The organism is Fibrella musci (assembly GCF_041321105.1).
GTDB lineage: Bacteria > Bacteroidota > Bacteroidia > Cytophagales > Spirosomataceae > Fibrella > Fibrella musci.
Window position 1 is genome coordinate 527,051 of record NZ_JBGGWD010000006.1, and the last position, 19,241, is coordinate 546,291.

Annotated in this window: 12 protein-coding genes; 2 read left to right on the forward strand and 10 right to left on the reverse strand. The window is 55.7% G+C overall.

What is annotated here, in order from left to right; genetic code table 11:
• Positions 1-5 precede the first annotated feature (5 nt).
• Together ACAW74_RS21540 and ACAW74_RS21545 are read right to left on the reverse strand one after the other, a co-directional pair.
• Entirely contained in the window at positions 6-1,517 is a 1,512-nt protein-coding gene (locus ACAW74_RS21540; protein WP_370700301.1) for a DUF1501 domain-containing protein, read from the reverse strand.
• Between the two features lie 217 nt (positions 1,518-1,734).
• Positions 1,735-4,491 carry a DUF1553 domain-containing protein gene (locus ACAW74_RS21545; protein WP_370700302.1) on the reverse strand — a complete coding sequence of 919 codons (2,757 nt, stop codon included), beginning with the start codon at positions 4,489-4,491 and terminating at the stop codon, positions 1,735-1,737.
• A 312-nt stretch (positions 4,492-4,803) separates the two neighbouring features.
• Between ACAW74_RS21545 and ACAW74_RS21550 the strand changes: the two genes are divergently transcribed.
• Positions 4,804-6,435, forward strand: a complete 1,632-nt coding sequence (locus ACAW74_RS21550) for a M28 family peptidase (protein ID WP_370700303.1) — start codon at positions 4,804-4,806, stop codon at positions 6,433-6,435.
• A 76-nt stretch (positions 6,436-6,511) separates the two neighbouring features.
• On the opposite strand, the gene fabD is transcribed toward ACAW74_RS21550, so the two are convergent.
• From fabD to ACAW74_RS21570, 4 genes are all read right to left on the reverse strand, one after another.
• Positions 6,512-7,399: an ACP S-malonyltransferase gene (gene fabD / locus ACAW74_RS21555; RefSeq protein ID WP_370700304.1), complete on the reverse strand. Its 888-nt coding sequence runs from the start codon at positions 7,397-7,399 to the stop codon at positions 6,512-6,514.
• A 152-nt stretch (positions 7,400-7,551) separates the two neighbouring features.
• Positions 7,552-8,763 carry a phospho-N-acetylmuramoyl-pentapeptide-transferase gene (mraY, locus tag ACAW74_RS21560; protein WP_370700305.1) on the reverse strand — a complete coding sequence of 404 codons (1,212 nt, stop codon included), beginning with the start codon at positions 8,761-8,763 and terminating at the stop codon, positions 7,552-7,554.
• A gap of 108 nt (positions 8,764-8,871) precedes the next feature.
• On the reverse strand, positions 8,872-10,353 hold the full coding sequence (locus tag ACAW74_RS21565) for a UDP-N-acetylmuramoyl-L-alanyl-D-glutamate--2,6-diaminopimelate ligase (protein ID WP_370700306.1): 1,482 nt from the start codon (positions 10,351-10,353) through the stop codon (positions 8,872-8,874).
• Positions 10,354-10,508: 155 nt separating this feature from the next.
• Positions 10,509-12,509, reverse strand: coding sequence for a M13 family metallopeptidase (locus tag ACAW74_RS21570; protein ID WP_370700395.1), 2,001 nt, complete (start codon positions 12,507-12,509; stop codon positions 10,509-10,511).
• A 243-nt stretch (positions 12,510-12,752) separates the two neighbouring features.
• Between ACAW74_RS21570 and ACAW74_RS21575 the strand changes: the two genes are divergently transcribed.
• Positions 12,753-13,265 carry a hypothetical protein gene (locus tag ACAW74_RS21575; protein WP_370700307.1) on the forward strand — a complete coding sequence of 171 codons (513 nt, stop codon included), beginning with the start codon at positions 12,753-12,755 and terminating at the stop codon, positions 13,263-13,265.
• Positions 13,266-13,335: 70 nt separating this feature from the next.
• Here ACAW74_RS21575 and lon read toward each other — a convergent pair whose 3' ends face one another.
• From lon to ACAW74_RS21595, 4 genes are all read right to left on the reverse strand, one after another.
• Positions 13,336-15,822, reverse strand: a complete 2,487-nt coding sequence (gene lon, locus ACAW74_RS21580) for an endopeptidase La (protein WP_370700308.1) — start codon at positions 15,820-15,822, stop codon at positions 13,336-13,338.
• Positions 15,823-15,994: 172 nt separating this feature from the next.
• Positions 15,995-16,576, reverse strand: a complete 582-nt coding sequence (locus ACAW74_RS21585) for a DUF6702 family protein (RefSeq protein WP_370700309.1) — start codon at positions 16,574-16,576, stop codon at positions 15,995-15,997.
• A 2-nt stretch (positions 16,577-16,578) separates the two neighbouring features.
• Positions 16,579-17,901, reverse strand: a complete 1,323-nt coding sequence (gene rseP / locus ACAW74_RS21590; RefSeq protein ID WP_370700310.1) for an RIP metalloprotease RseP — start codon at positions 17,899-17,901, stop codon at positions 16,579-16,581.
• Positions 17,902-17,976: 75 nt separating this feature from the next.
• Positions 17,977-19,152 carry a 1-deoxy-D-xylulose-5-phosphate reductoisomerase gene (locus tag ACAW74_RS21595; RefSeq protein WP_370700311.1) on the reverse strand — a complete coding sequence of 392 codons (1,176 nt, stop codon included), beginning with the start codon at positions 19,150-19,152 and terminating at the stop codon, positions 17,977-17,979.
• Between the last annotated feature and the right edge of the window lie 89 nt (positions 19,153-19,241).

Genomic DNA, 19,241 nt, shown 5'->3' on the forward strand with positions numbered 1-19,241 from the left:
TTTGGCTACGCCAACACACCCTTGACGACTTTGCCGGCTACGTCGGTGAGGCGGAAGGGGCGGCCCTGGAACTGGTAGGTCAGCTTGGTGTGGTCGAAGCCCATCAGGTGCAACATCGTGGCTTGTAGGTCGTGCACGTGTACTTTGTCTTTAACGGCGTAATAACCAATCGGGTCGGTTTCGCCATACGATAGGCCGGGTTTGGTGCCGCCTCCCGCCATGAAAACCGTGAACGCGTCGAGGTGATGGTCGCGGCCGTGAAAGCCCTGCACCTGTCCGTCGCGGTTTTCCTGCATGGGTGTCCGGCCAAATTCACCACCCCACACCACCAGCGTTTCGTCGAGCAGGCCGCGCTGTTTCAGGTCGTTGATGAGCGCTGCGACGCCCTGATCGGTCTGGCGGCATTTCTCCTGCAACCCAAAGTCGACCGAGCTGTCTTTGCTGGTGCCGTGCGTATCCCAACCCCAGTCGAACAGCTGCACGAAACGTACCCCGCGCTCAACCAGTCGGCGTGCCAGCAGGCAGTTACGCGCAAACGAGCCCACCTTCGGGTCGACACCGTAGGCGTTCAGAATATACTCGGGTTCACCGGCAATGTCCATGGCGTCGGGCACGGACGTCTGCATTTTGAACGCCATCTCATACTGTGAAATCCGGGTCAGAATCTCCGGGTCTTTGGCTTCCTGATAGGCCTGCTCGTTGATCTGGTTGATGGCTTCGATCGTTTGCTTGCGGACGTCGCGGGGCATACCGGCCGGGTCGCTCACGTACAGTACAGGGTCGCCATCGGTGCGACACTGCACGCCCTGATACACCGTGGGCAAAAAACCACTACCCCAGACCGATTTGCCCGCGTCGGGTTGTTTGCCACCCGATGCCAGCACCATGAACCCCGGCAGGTTGGCGTTTTCGGTCCCCAGTCCATACGTCACCCACGACCCGATGCTGGGCCGCCCCAACCGGGCCGAACCTGTGTGCATGAGCAACTGAGCCGGGGCGTGGTTGAACTGATCGGTGTGCATCGACTTGATGAATGTCAGCTCATCGGCAACGGTCTGCAAGTGCGGCATGTAGTCGCTGATCCACGCTCCCGACTGCCCATGCTGGCTGAACGAAGCCGTCGATGCCAGCATCTTAGGCACCCCCCGGATGAAGGCGAATTTCTTGCCGGTCAGCAGTTCCTGCGGGCAGTCTTTTCCGTTGTATTTGACCAGCTCGGGCTTATAATCAAACAGCTCCAGCTGGCTGGGCGACCCCGCCATGTGGATGTAAATAATCTGCTTGGCTTTTGGCGCAAACTGCGACAGGCGCGGGTCGGTTGGGCTGGCCATTGGGTCAAGGCCTGCTGCGGCCAGGCTGGCGGCGGCTTTGTCGGTACGGCCAAACAGGCTTTCGCACCCGCCAAACAACGTACCCAGCGCCATGGCCCCCAGCCCTGTTGAGCAGGTTTGCAGAAAATGTCGCCGCGTGTCGCGTTGCAGGATGGCCTGCTGAAGTTCATTGATAAGCTTGTCCATTGTTAACCCCACCCCCGGTCCCTCCCCTTAAAAAGGGGAGGGGGAAGGCGCGTTTGGTTGTTCCTTTTGACTAGTACTGGGTTAGGGCCTTTATCCGATTCCCTTCTCTTGAAAGATAAAAAGAATAAGGCCAGTTTTCTCAATGGTGGCCCTGCCGCTTACACTTTCCTTGTAAGCTTCCCCTCCCCTTAAACAAGGGGAGGGGCTGGGGGAGGGGTCATTCCTTCGTGATCACTTCATCCAGGTTCATCATGGCGTTGGCCGTAACGGTCAGGGCTGCCTGTTTGGGTGAGGCTGAGTCTACGGCCAGCAATTTATTCGCGTCGGTCGGGTGCTGCGCGTACCAGGCTTCGGTGTCGCGATAGAGCCGGGTCAGGACAGCCAGTTTTTTGGGCGCCAGATCGCGAAGCATGAGCCGGCGGAACCCGGCCTGTAGCTGCGCGTCGGGCGTGGTGCCGTGCTTCGTCATGTACTCGGCGAGGCGTTGGGCGGCTTCTACATAAACCGGGTCGTTGAGCGTCACGAGTGCCTGCAACGGCGTATTGGTGCGCAGGCGGCGAATCTGGCAAAACTCCCGACTCGGGCTATCGAACGTGATCATCGACGGGTAAGGCGCCGTGCGTTTCCAGTACGTATACAAGGCCCGGCGGTACTTATCGTCGCCCTGCGTCTGCACCCACGATTCTCCGTTGTAGGGCGATTGCCAGATGCCATCGGGTTGCGGCGGCATCACGCTGGGGCCATACATCTTCCGGCTCAGCAGGCCACTCACTGCCAGCGCCTGATCCCGGATTTGCTCGGCTGCCAGCCGAACGCGCGGGCCACGGGCATAATAGCGGTTGAACGGATCGATGGCCAACTGCTGCGGCGTAGCGCCGGAACGCTGGCGGTACGTGCTCGACAGCACCATGCGCTTTAGCAACTGTTTCATGCTCCAGTGGTCGTCTTCGATAAACGTCACGGCCAGCCAGTCGAGCAGTTCGCGGTGGGTGGGCTGGCTACCCTGCGTACCCATGTCTTCGACTGTTTCGACGATCCCCGCGCCAAAGAGTTGCTCCCAGAACCGATTGACCGCCACGCGAGCCGTAAGCGGGTGGTCGGGGCGGGTCATCCATTGGGCCAGGCCAAGTCGGTTACGCGGCAATGTCTGCTCATCGATGTCCATCGGCGGCAGGGCGTGGGGTACGTCGGGCTGAACGACTTTGCCGGGTGTCAGCCAGCTACCGCGCGTAAAGACGTGCGTCGTGCGGGCTAGATCGCCTTTGCCGTCGAGCATAATAGGCGTTTGCTCAGGGTTTTTGTTGAGAAGAGCCAGCATCATGGTTTCGGCCTGAGCGTCCATCGTCGGTTGAAACGACACCCATTTGATCATCGTCCACTCTTTTGGCTTGGTGGGGCTGTTCAGCGAGAGGTATAGGTGATGCTTGCCCGAAACCGGGGGCAGCGGTACTAGCTGGATGGAATCCGACCAGCTGCTGCCCGTTTTGGGCACCGGGGCCGTTGCCAGCACCCGCCCGATGGGACTATCGAGCCGAAACGTCAGTTGCGCATCGTCGGCGTTGGTACCCCAGGCAATGTACAGGCGGGGCAGGCCGGTGAGCGTGACGTTCGGAATCCGCGCCGAGCCCTGATGCTGCACGCCGAAATACTTAGCATCGAGCAGCGACGCATTGACGTATTGATCGAAGGCGTGCGAGTTGATTTTGGGCTCCATTGTCCGGGCCATCAAGCTAACCCGACGTACCTCGGCATCGGCCTTTTGAGGGTCACGGATGCTCCGTTTCAGGTACGTTGTCAGCTGGTTTAGCTGCACCGAATCGGCACCTTTGTAGAACCGGAGCGTCGGCGTTTCCGATGTGACATCCTCATCGCGGGCGTTGTTGAAAAACGCCATGTATTTGTAATATTCCTCGTGCAAAAAAGGGTCGTAGGGATGGCTGTGACACTGCACGCAGGCAAAAGTGGTGCCCTGAAATACATCCCATGTGGTGCTGACGCGGTCGAGCAGCGCGGCCACCCTGAACTCTTCGTCCTGCGTGCCGCCCTCGTCGTTGTTCATGGTGTTGCGGTGGAAACCCGTCGCAATCAACTGCTCATCGGTGGCACGGGGCAGCAGGTCGCCCGCCAGCTGCTCGGTCAGGAACTGGTCGTAGGGCTTATCGCTGTTGAAAGCCTTGATGAGGTAATCGCGGTAGCGCCAGATGGTGCGGCCGGGGTCGCGTTCGTAGCCTTTCGTGTCGGCATATCGCGCCAGATCCAACCACATACCGGCCCATTTTTCGCCAAAAGCAGGCGACGCCAGCAGCCGGTCGACAGCTTTTTCATAGGCCTCCGGCGATGCGTCGGCCATGAAGGTTTTTACCTCCGCATCGGTAGGGGGGAGGCCCGTCAGGTCGAGGCTCACGCGGCGGAGCAACGTGGCTTTGTCGGCCATTGGCGATACGCTTAGTCCTTTCTCGCGCAGCTTTTCCAGGACAAAATGATCGATCTCGTTGGTGGCCCAGTCGGTTTCCGGGTGCTGGCTCAATCCCAGTCGGCTCCAGACCGTGCCGATGCTGGGTACGTTGGGTTTGTCGGGCGTCTGGTAGGCCCAGTGGTCGCCCCACTCCGCCCCTTGGTCAACCCACTTTCGCAACAGGTCTATCTCTTCGGGTTTAAGCGGGGGCGCATCAAGTGGCATTCGTTCGTCGGGGTCGGTCAGGCTCAGGCGGCGGATCAGCTCACTACCATCGGCGTCGCCGGGAATGATGGCCGGATGCCCCGATTTGGCCGGGGCGAGCGCGTCTTCTTTGAATAACAACGAGAAATCGGAGGCTTTCTTGACGCCTCCGTGGCAGGCAATACAGTTCTTGTTCAGAATCGGCTTGATCTGCGTGTTGAAATCAACCGGTTCCGAAAAAAGGCCCAATACCGAGAACGACGACAGCGCAACAACGGCTATCCCGCCGCCGATGGCCAACCACTTTGCTTTCATGTGTTACCTACAAGTTGGCATAGCGCCTGCACGACTAAAAGCAGGCAAACGGGTTCTTATCGTTGAGTTTACGCATAAATTTCTTTATTTCTAACGAAATATTACTGCTATACAGTGAGTTAGTAGCTACGTTATTGATCCATTTGTCAATTAATTTTTCAGGCACTGAGGTTAAATCACGTCGGCAAAACATACCGGCTTATGCCGTCTAAACGTTTATTTTTGCAGTGTCTATTGCTGGTTTTATGGGCAACGAATACACCCTTTTTTGGGCGGCTTTGGCCATGAACCATTAACTATTTTCAACCGCTTATGCACATCCTTCGCGCCGGTCGGCTGACCGGCCTGTTCACCCTGACCGGTCACCTGCTGCTGGCTCAGGCTCCTGCTCCCGTTTCGTCGGCGGCAACTACCTATGGGCAAACTGTATCGGCCGCCGACCTCGAAAAACACCTCCGGATTCTGGCCGCCGACGACATGGAAGGCCGCGAAACCGGTACGCGTGGTCAGAAGAAGGCCGCCGCTTATATCGCCGGTCAGTTTGCTCAATTTGGCCTGAAACCGATCGTGAAGCAGGCCGATGGCTCAATGGGCTATCTGCAGCCGTTTACCCTGTACAAGAAGACGTGGGGCGACCTGGCCGTGAAAGCCGACGGCAAGTCGTTTACGTACCTGACCGATTTTCTGGTGAATGGGCTGTTTTCTGTGCCGACCGAAACCAACTACGAAACCGTTTTCGTGAACTACGGCATCGTCGATGATAAATTCAACGATTACGTAAACCTCGACGTGAAGGGTAAGGCCGTGGTCATGCTCGACGGTGAGCCCAAAAATGCCGATGGCGGTTCGGCTGTCAGCGGCGGTAAAGAGCCGTCGAAGTGGGGGAAACCCGACAGCTGGCGGGCCAAAGTAACGGCGGCTAAAGACAAAGGGGCCGCGCAGGTGTTTATCGTATCGATGGAAGATGCCGCCGGTTTTAAACGGCTGATGAGTGAACGGGCGGCCTTGCAACAACGGTTCAACCGGCTGGGTTTGAAACCCGGTGCCGAAAACACGGGCTCGGTGGGTACGTTTATCGTTTCGACCGATATGGGCGCGGCGCTGCTGGGCCAGAAACCCGATAAATTCCGCAAAGGGCTGGAGCAGATTACCCGGATGGGCACGAGCACGGTTGGCAAATTTGCCGGTAAGGCCAGCGTGAAAGCTGAGCGGAAAGACGAGAACGTGCAGACCGAAAACGTGATGGGCTACCTCGAAGGCACCGACAAGAAAGACGAAGTGCTGATCGTGTCGGGCCACTACGACCACATCGGTATTAGCCCCGATGGGCAGATCAACAACGGCGCCAACGACGACGGCTCAGGTACGGTGTCGGTGCTGGAACTGGCGCAGGCATTCAGCCAAGCGAAAGCTGAAGGCAAGGGCCCACGCCGGTCGATACTGTTCCTGACGGTGGTTGGTGAGGAAAAAGGCCTGTTGGGCTCTGAATACTATGCTGACTTCAGCCCGGTGCTGCCGCTGGAAAACACCGTTGCCGATCTTAACATCGACATGGTAGGCCGTGTAGATGACCTGCATAAAGACAAACAGCCCAACGACAATTACATCTACGTGATTGGCTCGGATAAGCTGTCGAGCGATCTGCATAAGATCAGCGAAGCCCAGAACGCCGAACACACGAAGATGGAGCTGGATTACAAGTACAACGATCCGCAGGACCCCGAGCGCATCTACTACCGCTCAGACCACTACAACTTCGCCAAGCACAAAATACCCATTATCTTCTATTTCAATGGGTTGCATGCCGACTACCACCGCCCCACCGACGATGTCGATAAGATTGACTTCCGACTGGCGGAGAAAACAGCCCGGCTCGTGTTTTACACGGCCTGGGAAATCGCTAACCGCGACGAACGGCTGAAAGTAGACAGTAACAAGCCGTAAAGGCAGTTCATATGGCTTACAAACAGAAAGGCCCTCTCATCATGAGAGGGCCTTTCTGTTTGTAGACGGACGGTAGTTAAACTACACCACCAACTTCGACGCTTGGAGCGATCTTTTTCACCAGCCCCTGCAAGACTTTGCCGGGACCACATTCGGTAAACGTTGTCGCGCCATCGGCCACCATGCGTTCCACCGACTGCGTCCAGCGGACGGGCGCGGTGAGTTGCGCAATCAGGTTCGCTTTGATCGTGGGTACGTCGGTCGATGGTTGAGCGTCGACGTTTTGGTAAATCGGGCAGCGCGGTGTCTGGAAGGTGGTGTTTTCAATCGCCTGTGCCAGATCGGCGCGGGCCGGCTCCATCAGCGGCGAGTGAAACGCGCCCCCTACCGGCAATGGCAAGGCCCGCTTGGCACCGGCTGCTTTCAGCCGCTCGCAGGCTACCCGAATGCCTTCGTTGCTGCCCGAAATCACGACCTGACCGGGGCAGTTGAAGTTGGCGGGCACCACAATTTCGCCCGTTTCGCCGTTAACCTCCTCGCAAATCTGCTCGATAACTGCGTCGGGTAGGCCTAGAATAGCGGCCATGGTCGAGGGGTTCAGTTCGCAGGCGCGCTGCATAGCGTCGGCGCGTTGGGCTACCAGCCGAAGGCCGTCTTCGAAAGAGAGCGCACCCGCCGCGACCAGTGCCGAGAATTCACCCAGCGAGTGCCCGGCCACCATGTCCGGGGCAAAGTCAGGCGTCGTGAGCGCCTGTGCTACCGAGTGCAGGAAGATCGCGGGTTGTGTTACATTGGTCTGTTTCAGTTCCTCATCGGTACCCGTGAACATGATGTTCGTGAGCGAGAAACCCAGAATTTCGTCGGCCTGATCCATCAGGGCTTTCGCCTGTTCCGACGATTGGTACAAAGCTTGGCCCATTCCCGTAAACTGAGAACCCTGACCCGGAAAAACGATTGCTTGCATGCTCGTTCAGTCTTGAAAGTCGCTCGAAAAGAAGTCCAACGTCTCGAAAGTCATGGTTTGGTGATCAGCCTGCTGGCAAACCGATCTAACAGCGAACGGTTTACCAGACGTTGGACTTCTTTTCGAACGACTTTCAAGACTACCCGAAGGGCTTAGCGCAGTTTAAGCGTGGCTAGCGTCATTACGGCCAGGATGATCCCCACAATCCAGAAGCGGGTGACGATCTTGGCTTCGTGGTAGCCGCGCTTTTGAAAATGGTGGTGCAGGGGCGACATCAGCAATAATCGTTTCCCTTCACCAAACTTTTTCTTGGTGTATTTGAAGTAACTAACCTGGAGCATGACCGATACCAGTTCGGCCAGAAAAATGCCGCACACGATCGGAATCAGCAGTTCCTTGCGCAGACTGAGCGAGATCACCGCGATAACCCCACCGAGCATCAGGCTACCCGTATCGCCCATAAAGACCTGCGCCGGGAATGAATTGTACCAGAGAAAACCCACGCAGGCCCCAATAAAGGCAGCACAGAAAATTACGATCTCGCCCGAATTAGGAATGTACATGATGTTCAGGTAGTCGGCGAACCGTGCGTTACCCGATAGGTAGGCAAGCACCGCTAGCGTCAGCGCAATGATCGTCGACGTACCGGCCGCCAGTCCGTCGATGCCGTCGGTGATGTTGGCCCCATTGGAAACCGCCGTGATAATGAAGATACAGGCGAGCGTGTAGATGATCCAGGTGTATTCGGGCGAGACCAGGCCGAACAGCAGCGAGCTGTAATCGAACTCGTTGTTTTTAACGAACGGAATGGTCGACACCGTCGAGTGAATGTCCTGATAACGCGTGAGTTGGCGCGTAATGGAACCCGCTACGGGGGCATCATACACCCGAATATTAACGTACTGATTGAACGAGAGTGTAAGGCCTACGATCAGGCCCAGACCCACTTGCCCAACCACTTTAAACTTGCCCTGTAACCCCTCTTTATTCTTTTTGAAAACCTTGATGTAATCGTCGAGGAAACCTATTAGCCCCGTCCAGACGGCCGACACCAGCAACAGAATGATGTATACGTTGGATAGCTTGGCGAAGAGCAGCACCGGAATCAGCAGCGACGACAGAATGATGAAGCCGCCCATTGTGGGTGTGCCGCGCTTCTGCATTTGCCCCTCCAGCCCCAGGTCGCGGATCGATTCCCCAATTTGCAGCGACCGCAGCTTGTCGATGATCCGCCGACCAAATACTGCCGCGATCAGCAGCGAGGTCACCACCGTGCCAAGCGCCCGAAACGAGATGTATTGAAAAACGCCCGCTCCGGGAAAATCAAAATTCCGGTCGAGATACTGAAAGAGGTAATAGAGCATTGGCTAATGAGTGAAATAGTGAATGAGTGGATGAGTGAATACCCGTTTACATACGCGACGTGTACAAGGTATTCGCTCAATCGCTCATTCACTCATTGAATGCCAAAGTTAGCGGATTTGATAGGCTTTACGTAGTTCCTGCCGGTCGTCGAAATCGTGTTTGACGCCCTGAATATCCTGATAGGTTTCATGGCCTTTGCCCGCCACCAGGATAATGTCGTGAGGGCGAGCCATCGCCACCGCCGCCTGAATCGCCGCGCGGCGGTCTTCGATCGTGCGCGTCTTCTTGTAATCGACCGCCGGGATGCCTGCCTGCATCTGTTCCAGAATGGCCATCGGGTCTTCAAAACGCGGGTTGTCGGAGGTCAGAATTACCCGATCGCTGAGTTTGCAGGCAATCTGCGCCATGATGGGCCGTTTGGCAGCATCGCGGTTTCCGCCGCAACCCACCACCGTGATGATCTGAGGTAACGTACCTGCGTCGTTGTCTTGCCGCAGATTTGCGATGGTCTCCAGCACGTTCTGCAAGGCATCGGGCGTGTGGGCGTAGTCGACAATCCCAACGATTTTGTCCGGTGAAATTACCTGCTCAAACCGGCCCGGCGGTGGCGACAGGCTCGACAACTCGGTCAGGATCGCCTCTTCATCTTCGCCCAGCAGCACCGCCGCGCCATACACCGCCAGCAGGTTGTAGGCGTTGAACCGACCAATGAGCTTGAACCACACCTGCCGTTCATCGACAAGCATTTCCATGCCAAACAGGCCGTCGGCTAGTACCTTGCCTTTGAACGTACCCAGCGACTGAAGCGAATAGCTTTCCTTGCGGGCCAGCGTGTTTTGCAGCATCACCGCGCCACGCTTATCATCGGCATTGGTTAGAGCAAAAGCCGAGCGCGGCAACTGATCGAAAAAGCCTTTTTTGGCTTTGATGTAGTTATCAAACGTGCCGTGGAAATCGAGGTGATCGTGGGTGATGTTGGTAAAAATGCCGCCCACAAAATGCAGCCCGGCAATACGTTCCTGCACCACCGCGTGGGAACTGACTTCCATGAATACGTGCGTGCAGCCATGCTTGATCATGCTCACCAGCAATTCGTTGGTCGTGATGGCGTCGGGCGTAGTGTGCGTAGCCGGAATCACGTCATCGTCGATCTGATTCTGTACCGTCGAGAGCAGGCCACAGCGGTAACCCAGCGCCCGAAACAGCCGGAACAGCAGGGTCGCGACTGAGGTTTTGCCATTAGTGCCCGTAACACCGACCAGCTTGATCTTCTTCGACGGATGCCCGTAGAAATTGGCCGCTACAAGCCCCATCGCCCGTGGCGCATGCTCGACCTGCACAAACGTGACTGACTCGGGCAACGCATCGGGCTGCTCAGCGGGCAACTCTTCGCACAGAATGGCAGTAGCCCCCAGTTCAATGGCTTTGGGAATAAAACTGTGGCCATCCGAGACCGTCCCCCGCACGGCAATGAACAAGCTCCCCGGCCTGACCCGTCGCGAATCCATCGTCAGGTGCGTTACCTCGACGCTCATGGGGCCAGCCGTAGCCAGCAGTGATACTTTATAGACTAAATCGGATAGTAGCATACCAATTCAACGGAAACAGGTCCGTTTTGTGGCTGCAAAAAAAAGCCAAACGTCCCGCTTTCGCTAATTGTCGGCATGGAATGAAGCAATGAAGGGGGCTGGGTACGTTGCATCGGCAACGTACCCAGCCCCCTTCGGGCAAGCCATAAGCGATATTACCAAACCCGAATCCGATCGTCGGGTTTTTTGTAAAGCTTATCGCCGGGTTTCACGTTAAACGCTGTGTACCAGGCATCGATGTTGCTCAACGGCCCATTGCACCGGTATTGGCCGGGCGAGTGCGGGTCGGTCAGGATCAACTGCGCCTGCTGTTCGGGCAGCACGTTGATGCGCCATACCTGTGCCCACGACAGGAAGAAACGCTGATCGGGCGTGAAGCCATCAATGGCGGTGTTGCCTTTGCCCTGAGCCGTTTTCTTGAAGGCGTCGTAGGCAATGGCCAGACCACCCAGATCGGCCAGGTTTTCGCCCAGCGTCAGTTTGCCATTCACGGCCAGCGTATCGAGCACTTTATAGCCGAAGAACTGGGCTTCGACCTTGCCCGCCCGCTCTTTGAACTTGCTGGCATCTTCGGCTGTCCACCAGTCGCGCAGGGTGCCGTCGGCATCATACTGCCGGCCCGAATCATCGAAACCATGCGTCATTTCGTGGCCAATCACCGCGCCGATACCCCCGTAGTTGACGGCATCGTCGGCGTTGGCGTCGAAGAACGGAAACTGAAGAATGGCCGCCGGAAACGCGATCTCGTTATTGACAGGGCTGTAGTAGGCGTTTACAGTCGGCGGCGTCATGCCCCACTCGGTACGGTCGACGGGTTTGCCCAACCGGTTGATCATGTAATTGTAGCTCCACTGACCAGCCGCTTCCACGTTGTCGAAGAAATCGGTACGCTTGATCACGACGCCGTCGTAGTTCTTCCATTTATCGGGGTAGCCGATTTTGCGCTTGAACGACACCAGCTTGTTGAGGGCTTTCTTCTTGGTATCGGCGCTCATCCATTCCAGCCCGTTGATATGCTCTTTAAACGAAGCTTCGAGGTTATCGACCAGCACCATCATCCGCTGCTTGGCTTCCGGTTTGAAGTACTGCTGCACATAAAGCTGACCCAGCAAGTCGCCCAGCGTGCCGTCGATGAGGCCGCTCATGCGCTGCCAGCGGGGTGTCTGCTCTTTCTGACCAGTCAGCACGCGGGTGAACGCGAAGTTCTGTTTCACGAACGGCGAACTCAGGTAGGGCGCTGCGCCTTTCAGCAGATTCCAGCGCATATAGGTTTTCAGATCGTTGATCGGCGTGGCCACCAGCAGACTATCCACCGTTTTGTAGAAACGCAGGTTCGCCACCAGCACGGTATCCTGCCCCTTCACGCCAAACCGGTTCATTTGGTCTACCCAGTTGATGTGGGGGGTGATTTTGTCAAAATCCTTAACCGTCAGCTTATTGTACGTCTTGTACGGGTCGCGCATCTCGACGCGGGCCATCTGTGCCTGGGCCAACGCTGTTTCGAGTTGGAGTACCTTGTCGGCATTCTGCGCGGGTTGCGCGTCGCCCACCAGCGTCAGCATTTTGGTGAGGTGATCGCGGTAGGCCTCGCGGATTTTAGTGCTGCGCGGATCGTTTTTCAGGTAATAGTCGCGGTCGGGGAGGGTCGTGCCGCCCTGACCGAATTGCGGCAGGTATTTATTAACGTTCTTCCGGTCCTGCCCTACAAAGAAACTGAACAGCATGCCGTTGCTCTGCTTCCGCTGGTAAGCCAGCTCGTTGAGCACATCGGTCATGTTCTTGAGTTTTTCGACCCGGGCAAAATCGGGTTTCAGCGGTTCCCAGCCCCGTTTTTCAATAGTGAGGCTGTCCATACCGCTGGCATAGAAATCACCCACCATTTGTTGTAACCGGCTTTTCTTGGGGTTTCGGGCCGCTTCCTCCAGTAGGCTACGCATGGCTTCGACGCTCTTCTCGCGCAGCTCGTTGAAGCTACCCCACGACGTTTTCGAGGCCGGAATCTTGTTGGTTTTTAACCAGGCCCCGTTAGCGTACTGGTAAAAATCATCGCCCGGCCGCACATTGGTGTCCATATTTTTCGGGTCGATGTACTTCCGTTCGTCGCGGGGCGCACCGGGCTTCTGAGGCGCGGGTTTGATCGGTGGCGACACGGCCATAGCCGGGCTGGTAGCCAGCGCTGTGGCGGCTAACCAGGCCATTGGCGCAAAAGATAGTTTATTCATGAAGCAGAATTGGGCAGTTTACGGCGCCGAACGCTGACGGCGCTATACAAAAATACAGAATCTACCTGTTAAGATGGCTGATTCCCGTGTTTTCGCGTGTGACAACTTTGTTGGCTACTGAGTATCTTTCCGACCTGTTTAGTCCACTAGCCAATTCCTTCCAACACCTTCCAGATCATGCGTATTGTCTGTCTTCTTCTCCTTCTTTTGGGTATAGGTACGTCGGGCGTGCAGGCCCAGGTTGTTTTTCCACAGAGCCACTTTGGCGTATGGCAGGGTACGCTCTACGCCAGCACGTCGGGGGCCAAACAGCCACAGAAAATTCCGATGAAACTGACCATCGATTCGCTGCCGGGCCGGCCCAATCGGTATGCGTTCTACATCAAATACGGCGATCAGCCCGCCCGCAACTACGAACTGGTTATTGTCGACCCGGTAAAGGGTATCTGCCAGATCGACGAGAAGGATGGCGTTGTGTTGTCGGCTACCCAGATGGGCAACCGGATTGTGTCGCAGTTTTCGGTAGGTGAGAGCCTGATTACGACCACCTATACGTTCAGCAGCCGGAAGGTCGAGTTTGATCTGGTGTTTACATCCACGCGTACTACCCGAACCGGTCCCGCCAACCAGCCGGTGTTGGTACACGCCGCCACCACCTACCAGCACGCCGACCTGAGCCGGGCCGAGTAGGTACGTTGCCTAATGCAAAATGCCCGATTCTTGGACAGGAATCGGGCATTTTGCATTAGGCAACGTACCGCTATGACTGACTCATCACCGGCTCCGGTTTTTCCTCGGGCAGGATAAATTTCAGCGGGCGGCTTACCTGATGAGGCAGCAGCGAAATCGCCAGCACCTGATCGACCGTATCGGCGTAGTGGAAAGTCAGGTCTTTCACGTAAGCCGGGTTGATTTCCTCAATGTCTTTGCGGTTTTTCGAGCAAAGAATAATTTCACGAACACCAGCCCGGTTGGCGGCCAGAATCTTCTCTTTGATTCCACCTACGGGCAGCACTTTGCCGCGCAGGGTTACCTCGCCGGTCATGGCGACAAAGGGACGTACCTTCCGTTGCGTGTAGATCGACGCCATCGACGTGACCATCGTGATCCCCGCCGAAGGGCCATCTTTCGGTACGGCACCCGCCGGTACGTGCACGTGCAGGTCGTAATTATTGAAAATACGGTAGTCGATGCCCAGATCGTCGGCGTGGGCTTTCAGGTACGACAGCGCCGTAATAGCCGATTCTTTCATCACGTCGCCGAGTTGCCCCGACAGTGTCAGGACGCCCTTACCCCGGCTGAGGCTACTCTCGATGAGCAGAATTTCGCCACCCACCTGGGTCCAGGCCAGACCCGTCACGATCCCGGCGATGTCGTCGTCGGAGTAAAGATCCTTGTCGAAAATCTCGGGGCCGAGCAACTTGGTTACGTCAGCGGGACGTACCTGATGTTGGTAAGGCTCTTCCAAAGCAATCGACTTGGCGATTTTCCGCACAAGTGAGCCAATTTTCTGTTCCAGACTCCGCACCCCCGACTCCCGCGTGTATCCTTCGATGATCCGCAACAGTGCCTTGTCATCGAATTGCAAGTCTTTGGTTTTCAGGCCGTGTTCGCGGCGTTGTTTCGGAATCAGGTACTTCTTGGCGATCTGCACTTTCTCCTCGACCGTGTAGCCTGTGATGTCGATAATCTCCATCCGGTCGCGCAGGGCGGGGTGGATGGTATCGAGCGAGTTGGCCGTGGCAATGAAGAGGCATTTTGATAGGTCGAACTCAACATCGAGGTAGTTGTCGACAAACGTCGAGTTTTGCTCGGGGTCCAGCACTTCCAATAACGCCGACGACGGGTCGCCCCGAAAATCGCTGCTGACCTTGTCGATCTCGTCCAGAATAAAGACCGGGTTCGAGGCACCACATTTACGGATGTTCTGAACAATCTTACCTGGCATCGCCCCAATGTAAGTTTTGCGATGACCCCGGATTTCGGCTTCATCGTGCACCCCACCCAGCGCCATACGCGAATATTTGCGGCCCAGCGCTTTGGCAACCGACCGGCCCAACGATGTTTTACCCACACCCGGAGGCCCATACAGGCACAGAATGGGGGCTTTCATATCGTTTTTCAGCTTCAGAACGGCCAGGTATTCGATGATCCGCTCTTTCACTTTTTCCAGCCCGAAGTGGTCGCCGTCGAGAATCTTCTGAGCGCGCTTCAGGTCGAAATTGTCTTTGGTGTATTCGCCCCAGGGCAGGTCGACCATCAGCTCGATGTAGTTCATCGTGACGGGATACTCGGGAGCCATTGGGTTGCTGCGTTGCAGCTTGCTAAGTTCTTTCTCGAAATGCTCGCGCACGGCCTGCGGCCATTTCTTCTGGTTGGCCCGCACCCGAATTTGCTCCAGCTCACGGTCGGGGTTGTCCATACCCAACTCGTCCTGCAACACTTTCATCTGCTGACGCAGGTAGTAGTCGCGCTGCTGCTGATCGAGGTCGAGGCTAGCTTTGCTCTGAATCTCGCGCTTTAGCTCCAGCAACTGTACTTCCTTAAGGTAATATTCAAGCAGCAACTGCGCCTGCTGTACACCTTCCAGTTTTTCCAGAAGCTGCTGCTTATCCGAAACTTCGGCGTTGATATTCGACGACAGGAAGTGCAGCAGGAAAATCGGGCTTTCGATGTTGTCGAGGGCAATGCGGGCTTCCTGCGGAATTTCCGGGTTGAGACGCAGAATCTTGTAAGCCGCCTCTTTCAGCGACTGCAACAGCGCTTTACCTTCTTTTTTATGGGCGCTCGGAAAGGAGTCTTCGATCTGACGAACCGTGGCCGTCAAGAACGGGTCTTCCTGTTCGATACGCTGAATTTCGAACCGTTTTTTACCCTGAATGATAATGGTAATGTTACCATCGGGCAGGGTTATCATCTTAATGATGTAGGCTACCGTGCCAATGCGGTACAGGTCGTCGGGGGTCGGTTCGTCTTTTTGCTGATTGTTCTGCGCTACTACTCCGATAATGCGGTTACCCTTGTAGGCTTTCTTCACCAGCCGGATCGATTTCTGCCGTCCAACCGTAACGGGCACTACTACACCGGGAAACAAAACCGTATTGCGAACGGGCAGAATAGGTAAATGTTCAGGCATTTCGTAATCCAGATCGTCGCCTTCAGGCGAACCGAGTGGAATCATTTCCAGACTGTCTAAATCTGTATCTGCCAAAAACAGACCTGAAGCCAAATCACTTGATAATATCATAATATATCCTGCCAAAAAGGCAGTGAAAAGTGCATGCAGTGGGTTTCTTTACGGTTGAGAAGTGTAAGACGTATATAGGACAAGCAACATGCCAGAACATAAGTTCATGGCCAATTCGGCTGGCTAGGCAGGCCGTAACAACGTAACATAGGGCTAGAGAGCCGCCTGATTGTCAAAGCGATACTGCCTGAACAGGCTGATTGTTTCGGAAGACAATCGTTTTCTTTTGCTGGCTACTTTGCAGGTTGACTAAATTGACTTGATCGTCGAACAAATCCATTAATAGCGTATGCTTTATGACTACGTTTTTTAACCCATCGGGTGATTGTCCCGGTATTTCAAAATAGATCCACTGGGCATCGCCTTCCGGCTCATACCCAATGTACGTTAAGACCTTAGGCTTTCGCTGCGTATCGGCAATAATAAACTGCTTACGAATGTACTTTTCAATTAAACGGTCGTGTTTCTGATCCTGTAAGTGAATCTTATTTCCGTTGTTTTCTTTCGTCAAAGCTGTTTCCAAATCGTCGGTAAAAACGCGGAAACTGACCTCAAACGCCTGATTTTTGGCGTCGTACTGAATCTGGGTCAGGCTCGTATGGAACGGGTGAGCAACAAAGGCCGATAACGAAACGAGCAGAAAAAGCACGGCGACTCCGCCAATGGCTTTAGCCGGCCATGCGCTATACCAAACGCCAGCAACTGACGCCAGCGAACGGGAAAAATTTCGCTTTTTCTGCTCGTTTCGGCTCACGTTTACTTCAAAAAGATGTCGATAAAGAAGGCGTAGGCCATCAGACCCAGTAGCAATACCATGCCCACGCGTTGCGCGCCCTCCACAAATTTGTCGGACGGCTTACGGCCCGAGATCATCTCGTACAGCAGGATGGTCGCGTGCCCACCGTCGAGCGCCGGGATGGGCAATGCGTTCATGAAGGCCAGTGCCATCGAGAGCAGGCCCGCCAGCGACCAGAAACGCGTCCAGTCCCAAACGCCACCAAACATCTTGGCGATACCCACGGGGCCGCTGATGGCTTTGGAAGCCGATACTTCGCCTTTGAAGATCTTGCCGAAGCCACGAATGTTGTCGTAGATCACGCCAAACGCCTGCTTGGTGCCTTTGTTGAAGGCTTCACCAAACGTATAGTCGACGTGGGTTTCTTTCAGCTCTGATTTCTGGAAGAAACCAATGGTACCCTCCGGCGAAACCATCGGCCGGATCGTCAGCGACTGGTTGCCTCGTTGAATCCCCAGCGTAATCACTTTGCCCTTATTGGCTCGGATGCCCTGTTGCACTTCATGGAAGAAGGCGGTAGGCTGGTCGTTGACGCTCGTGATGCGGTCACCAGCTTTCAGGCCAGCCTTATCGGCGGGGGAGCCGGGCTGCACTTCTGATACCGTGAACGGGAAAATAGGGGCGATGAACTGGCTGGCCGTTTCCTTGCTCGAAAAGCGCTCGGCCATGTTGTTTGGTACGTCGATGCGTATGCGTTCCAACGTACCTGAGGCGTTGGGGCGCTCGACGGTGTAGTAGCTGTTGTGGCCTAGCAACACGTCGGGGCTGGTTACTTCGGCGATATTGTCGAAGGGTTTGCCGTTGATCTCGACGATCCGGTCGCCGGTTTTCAGGCCAATTTGTTGTCCGTATTCGAGCGCTACAATGCCATACTTGGCGTCGCGGGTAGAGATGTAGGTGCTGCCAAGGCTGTAAATCAGCGCCACAAAAATGGCAATACCCGTAATGATGTTGACGATGATACCGCCCATCATCACCACAAGGCGCTGCCAGGCGGGTTTAGCCCGAAACTCGTAGGGCTTGGGTGGTTGATTCATCTGGGCGGTGTCGAGCGATTCGTCGATCATACCCGAGATTTTTACGAATCCACCGAGCGGAATAGCCCCGAGGCCATATTCCGTTTCGCCCCGCCGGAAGCTAAACACCTTGGGCGGAAACCCGATGAAATACTGTTCAACGCGCATCCCGAACAGACGAGCGGCCAATAAGTGGCCCAGTTCATGCAGGCCAACCAAAATTGAAAGGGCCAGCAACAGCTGACCAACCATAATTGCTATTTCCATGAAATCCGATTGACGGTTGACGTCTCGCGTTTGATGCGGCAAACTTGCCAGTTACCAGCTACCAAACGCTTTTTTTTAAACAAAACTCCCAAGCTTTTCGGTCGCCAGCCGGCGGGTTTCTTTGTCGGTGGCCACGTAGTCGTCGTAAGTGGGGTTAGCCACAAACGAGACCTGCTGCATCGCGGCCTCAATGACGTCGGAGATACCCAGAAAGCTAACCCGGTCGTGCAGGAAGGCATCGACGGCCACTTCGTTAGCGGCGTTGATGATGCAGGGCATGTTTCCACCCCGCTCCAGCGCATCGAACGCCAGTTGCAGGTTTCGGAACGTACCCAGGTCGGGTTGCTCGAAGGTTAGCGACGAATAATTGGCAAAGGTAAAACGCGGGAAGTCGGATTTTAGCCGATTGGGGTAACCAAGTGCAAATTGAATGGGCAGTTTCATGTCGGGCAGGCCCATCTGTGCCTTAAGACTGCCGTCTTCAAACTGTACCAGCGAGTGGATGATGCTCTGTGGATGCACCACCACCTCGATCTGATCGGGCCGCAGGTTGAACAGCCATTTGGCTTCGATTACCTCCAACCCCTTGTTCATCAGCGTGGCGGAATCGATGGTGATTTTAGCACCCATGCTCCAGTTGGGGTGTTTCAGCGCCTGCGCCTTCGTGACGGTTTCCAGGTACGTTCGGTCTTTGCCCCGGAACGGCCCACCCGACGCCGTCAGGATAATTTTCTCGATGGGATTGTGAAACTCGCCCACCAGACACTGAAATATAGCCGAATGCTCCGAATCGACGGGGTAGATGTTGACGCCACGTTGCGCCGCCAGCCGGGTGATGAGCTCGCCTGCTACCACCAGCGTCTCTTTGTTGGCCAGCGCGATGGGCTTACCAGCCTCGATGGCCTTGATCGTGGGTAGCAGCCCCGCATAGCCGACCATGGCCGTTAGCACTATATCGACGCTGTCCATCTGCACCACCGACGCGATGGAATTGAGGCCCGCGTAGACTTTAATATCCAGCGGGTCGAGGGCCGAAAAAACGGTATCGTAGCGGCTTTCGTCGCAGATCACGACCACATTGGGTTGCACCAGCCGGGCCTGTTCAATCAGGAGGTCGGCGTTATGGTTGGCCGTCAGCACTTCCACCGAAAACTGGTCGGGGTGCGCCTGCACGACCTCAATCGCCTGGGTGCCAATGGAGCCTGTCGAGCCCAGAATGGCCAGTCGGCGTTTAGGAGTTGGATTCGTCATTAACTAGTCGTCAGGTCAAAATTCACGCTGACATTAAACTCTTTTTCAATAGCACGAATGTAATAGACATTGCTTCTGTAGACTTCGGA

Excerpts from the sequence above, each read along its gene's own strand:
- mraY (WP_370700305.1), bottom strand. The coding sequence starts at position 8,763 with ATGCTCTATTACCTCTTTCAGTATCTCGACCGGAATTTTGATTTTCCC.
- fabD (WP_370700304.1), bottom strand. The coding sequence starts at position 7,399 with ATGCAAGCAATCGTTTTTCCGGGTCAGGGTTCTCAGTTTACGGGAATG.
- ACAW74_RS21550 (WP_370700303.1), top strand. The coding sequence starts at position 4,804 with ATGCACATCCTTCGCGCCGGTCGGCTGACCGGCCTGTTCACCCTGACC.
- rseP (WP_370700310.1), bottom strand. The coding sequence starts at position 17,901 with ATGGAAATAGCAATTATGGTTGGTCAGCTGTTGCTGGCCCTTTCAATT.
- ACAW74_RS21545 (WP_370700302.1), bottom strand. The coding sequence starts at position 4,491 with ATGAAAGCAAAGTGGTTGGCCATCGGCGGCGGGATAGCCGTTGTTGCG.
- ACAW74_RS21570 (WP_370700395.1), bottom strand. The coding sequence starts at position 12,509 with ATGGCCGTGTCGCCACCGATCAAACCCGCGCCTCAGAAGCCCGGTGCG.
- ACAW74_RS21575 (WP_370700307.1), top strand. The coding sequence starts at position 12,753 with ATGCGTATTGTCTGTCTTCTTCTCCTTCTTTTGGGTATAGGTACGTCG.
- lon (WP_370700308.1), bottom strand. The coding sequence starts at position 15,822 with ATGATATTATCAAGTGATTTGGCTTCAGGTCTGTTTTTGGCAGATACA.
- ACAW74_RS21540 (WP_370700301.1), bottom strand. The coding sequence starts at position 1,517 with ATGGACAAGCTTATCAATGAACTTCAGCAGGCCATCCTGCAACGCGAC.
- ACAW74_RS21565 (WP_370700306.1), bottom strand. The coding sequence starts at position 10,353 with ATGCTACTATCCGATTTAGTCTATAAAGTATCACTGCTGGCTACGGCT.
- ACAW74_RS21595 (WP_370700311.1), bottom strand. The coding sequence starts at position 19,152 with ATGACGAATCCAACTCCTAAACGCCGACTGGCCATTCTGGGCTCGACA.